The organism is Acinetobacter sp. Q186-3 (genome assembly GCF_013420655.1).
Taxonomy (GTDB): Bacteria; Pseudomonadota; Gammaproteobacteria; order Pseudomonadales; family Moraxellaceae; genus Acinetobacter; species Acinetobacter indicus.
This window is the reverse complement of record NZ_VOXS01000038.1, coordinates 1-4,334: the sequence shown is the minus strand read 5'-3', so window position 1 is coordinate 4,334 and position 4,334 is coordinate 1. Positions and strand designations below refer to the sequence as shown.

Annotated in this window: 2 protein-coding genes and 1 pseudogene; all 3 read left to right on the top strand. The window is 30.8% G+C overall.

The window, feature by feature from the left end; all coding sequences use genetic code 11:
* The first annotated feature begins 310 nt into the window (after positions 1-310).
* The gene (locus tag FTT64_RS14165) at positions 311-1,648 is read left to right on the top strand and encodes a site-specific integrase (RefSeq protein ID WP_180182509.1); all 1,338 of its coding nucleotides are present in this window, start codon (positions 311-313) and stop codon (positions 1,646-1,648) included.
* A 1-nt stretch (position 1,649) separates the two neighbouring features.
* Positions 1,650-3,218: a site-specific integrase gene (locus FTT64_RS14160; protein WP_180182510.1), complete on the top strand. Its 1,569-nt coding sequence runs from the start codon at positions 1,650-1,652 to the stop codon at positions 3,216-3,218.
* Positions 3,208-4,206: pseudogene (locus FTT64_RS14155) on the top strand (hypothetical protein); the annotation flags it as partial. The gene FTT64_RS14160 and the pseudogene FTT64_RS14155, both read left to right, overlap by 11 nt.
* Positions 4,207-4,334 lie beyond the last annotated feature (128 nt).

The following is a 4,334-nucleotide window of genomic DNA, read 5'->3' as shown; positions in this document are numbered from 1 at the left end:
AATCGTTTAAGTTCTTTATCCGACATAGACACCAACATATCAAACCGTCCGCTAAGAAAATTGCAAAAGTGCATATTCTAAAAGCGGACATTTTTACTTTGGAGAAACCGGACATTTCTACTTTGGGCTTACAGCTATATTTCGTATAATGTATATTATGTTAAATTGGTTACATGATACATTTACTTCATAATCACCCGTGTTTATAGATAAACAATATATAAATCAATAACTTATTTTCCAAATAATCCTATGCTAATTTTATTTAAGTCTATATAGTGTTTACTTCATTTAGTTCTTCAATTGTGTAATGTTCTTCTTAAAGACAATCAAACTCTCAAAAAAACATTCAACTCAAAATCGAATTGTTGTGCTGTTCAATGCTTCGACTACAACTGCTTGTCTTTATCCATTGCTCTATTCTTTATCTGTTTTGAGATTTCAAAGTGTAGCTACCCAACAATCAGATATGCTCGCACTTAAATTTTGGTATGAATTCTGGTTTCAGAAATTTTCAACATCGTTTTGTGAGTCATTCCTTTCTTTGAACTATAACCCTGAAATCTATTTACAAGAAATCGATAATTTTATGTTTTTCTTAGAAAATAATAAAAAAGTAGAAACCAATCTAATTCGTTTGAGATCTAATCTTGATGTTAACTATATGACCATTACTCAGCGTATAAGGTCTTTATTTAAGTATTTTGCATATCTACTTGATGAATACTGGAATGTTAGAAATCAAGAGCTTACAGTCACAGAAATAACACATCGCAGAAAAAACATAGATCTATATTTGATGAATAAAAAGAAAATTTTTAGTAAATTTTCTAAACGCAGTTTAACTGTAAAAAGTGAAATTAATCATAGTTTTAAAAGTCTAAATAACGAAATGTTAGCTAAGCTTTATGAAATTATCCGGCCAAATCAATCCACTAAAACCAATATAAATAATCCTTTCTCCAGCCAGCAGCATCAGCTTAGAAATTTTTTGATTGTGCATCTAATGGTGAATTATGGCTTAAGAGTTGGAGAATTAATGCTGCTGACTAAAAGATCAATTAAAAAGTCTCTTAACTCTGACTTATATAGTCTTGTAGTTACGAATACTGAGGATGAGCATGATACGAGAGCTAGAAAACCGAGTATAAAAAATGAACAGTCATTCCGGGTTATAAAACTCAATAATATGGATTTTAAGTTCCTAAATCTATATATCGAAAATATAAGAAATTTTACCGAATCTGACCTCTTGTTTACCTCTTTGAAGCCACCCTACTCTCCGCTAAGCTATTCTTCTATCAATGCAATATTCATAAAAATAGATAAAGCATTTAGAAAGCTGCATCCTATATATTTTGATCATACGAATATTGACTCAGTTCAAAAGATAACTCCTCATATTTGTCGACATACATGGGCATATATCACTCTAGCTTTCGCAATAAAAAAGTATCGGAATGAAAGCCTTTCTAAACTAAGTATAAGCAGTAATGAAATTATGCAAAAAGCCCTAGAAGACTTACGCGTTTTAGGCGGTTGGAGTGCTAACAGCATAATGCCAAATTATTATGCAAAGCGATTCATTGTAGACAGTGCGAATCTTTTAAATTTACAACGTATATCAGAAGAGATATGGGAGCTATAAAATGGAACAATTTGACCTTTTTATAGATCCAGAACCACAACCTAGATCATTTTTTAGTGATCAGCAGATAAAAGCCCTTCAGGATATATCTAAGAAATTACCTAAAATTGTTAAATTTTTGATAGCAGATAAATTTGATGATAAATATCTCACATCTACAGATAATATTTGGAATTTTTACTATTCTGGTCAAAGAGAAAATTTAAATTTTTCAAAGCTTTCCGAAAGTGAAAATATTTTGATTAAATTTTTCCTAATAGCATTTATTCAAAAAAACACCCCTTCTTTTTTAAGTCTAAAGCTTTATTCTTTTAACTTTTTAATGAATTATTTAAATAATAATAAATTAGATTTTAATTATGAAAATTTAAAAAACTTACTGATTAAAATTGCACCATTTGACAACCACAATGTTACTTATGGACATATAAAATTTTTATTGAAGCTATTAATTCTTGAGGATTTCCCTGGCTTTAATATAGAAGATGATTTTGAGCTAGAGTTTATTCCTAGGCCAAAACCTTTTAATTCAAGACTATATTACCAAGAATACATAGATCCTATTGATTACCCTCTTATTTCAATGATTCAACAAGGGTTTTCACAATTAAATAAAGTTTTAGATCAAGTTAAAAATCAAACTCTACTTTATTCATCAATATTGGGACTTATGTATGTAACTGGACTTAGGCCAGTCCAGTTAGCAAAGTTATCTGCTCAAGATATAAAAATTGACACTACTAGATCTGTTGATCAATTCCATCGATACAGCGTGCTAATTCCTTATGCTAAACAAGCTAGATATGTACATGAAAGAATAGCAGTAAAACTTCCAGAAGAAGTTGCAGAAATCATTATTGCTTATATTAAGAAGTTTAATTTACACCCTGAAGCAAAATTATTTGATATGGGTGAGAACTCTGCCCGCTTTTGCTCAATAGCAATTAATACTCAATTGTTTGATTTTGCACCTGAATCATATCGGAAAGCTGTAACTGCTGGTGAAATGATAAAGCAGAAATATTCCTTTTCAGATTTTAGACATCACGTAGGTTATAGCCTAGCCATGGCTGGATCTTCTGCTGAAGAAATTGCATATATTTTAGGACATTCTTCTCTTGTAACTGCTAGATATTATATTTTTTCAACTCCAGAATTAGCCCAGATCAGAGCACAAGCTCTTGGTAGGAATTCCTTATACAAACAAATGATTGCTATGCTTCTCACTGGAAGATTAGTTTATAAGAATGACTGGAAGCAGAAAAAAGTTTTAGGAAATATTGGTAGTAAAATTCACTATGATATTGGTGGATGTTCTTATAAAGACAAGTGCTTATTTCAGCCCATACGTAACTGCTATGGTTGCATGTATTTTCATCCTTTTATTGATGGCAATCATAGCAATATTCTAGAAAGTGTTCAAAATGAAATTAATGATCTGATCAGACTATCTGATGGTATAGGTGTCTCGAGGAATCCTTTAATTAGAGTTCATGAATCAACAAAATTTGAAATTGAATCTGTAATAGCTCGTTGCGCAATGCATAAGGAAGATCATCATGAATCTTGAAAAATATAATGCATTCCTCAATGAACAAAAAGAATATTTTAATCAAAATCTGCAGGCAAATTTCAAATGGAATTGGCATGATCCATCATGGTATGGAGGTACGATAGGATCTGGTTGGTTATTATCAAGAAGTGGTAAAACACATTTTACCTTTGGATCTATTAAAAGACTAAATGGGATAAGTAACTGTGATATTGATGAAAATTTTCAATATTTCATTAAAGCTGTTTTAATTCTTAGTTATAGAAAATCAAATTCTAAAGCTTCTCCTCAAAAGTTATATGCAGAGTTTTTAATTTTAAAACGTTGGTACAGTTCACTTCGTAATACAGATATATCAAAAACTCATCCCTGTTATCTATCCACTTTAATTTTAAATAATTCTTTTGAGATTCTGGCAGAAAACTCCAGTAAAACAAACCTTCCAGATCATGCTGGAACATATCTTAGATTACAGGATATGCTAAATCACTATGATTTTACTGAACAACGTTTAGAGTTTTCTCAAAAATATCTATATATTGGTCACCAAAATAGAACACCAAATGCCAAAAAAACTAAGACATTAATAGATCAGTTGGAACTAAATGAAGATGATCTTGATAAAGATAAGCTGATCTCAATTCGCACATTTATCAATATTGTTTCACTTATCAGTTTATGCCAAACAAATGGTGAAAAGATTGTTCTTAATCTTTTGTTGTTGCTTATCATTACTGGGTTACGTTCAACAGAAGCAATTCTTTTAAAAACTGATGCATTGATTAAACGGCCTATACTTGATCCTATCACCAAAGAGCATTTAACTTTAGATGGTATCAAGCAATACACCTTAGGTATTCGATATCATGGTGCAAAAGGTGCTGGATTCAGAATACATTGGGTTGAACCTTTGTCTGCAAATTTAGTTGAGACAATATTTCAATCAGTATTAGAGTTAACGAAGGAATATAGGGAGCATCTTCACTATATTAGATCAAAAAATTGTTCTAGGGTCTGTTGAGAATTACCGAGAGTTAATTACACTCGCGCACAATTGAATCATGGCTTCAAAACTCGTATCTGTTTTACAACTACGCATCGCTATACGTTTAAATTCTTTTAACTTACAGAAAT

Coding starts and splice junctions, on each gene's coding strand:
- FTT64_RS14165 (WP_180182509.1), top strand. CDS start 311: ATGTTCTTCTTAAAGACAATCAAACTCTCAAAAAAACATTCAACTCAA.
- FTT64_RS14160 (WP_180182510.1), top strand. CDS start 1,650: ATGGAACAATTTGACCTTTTTATAGATCCAGAACCACAACCTAGATCA.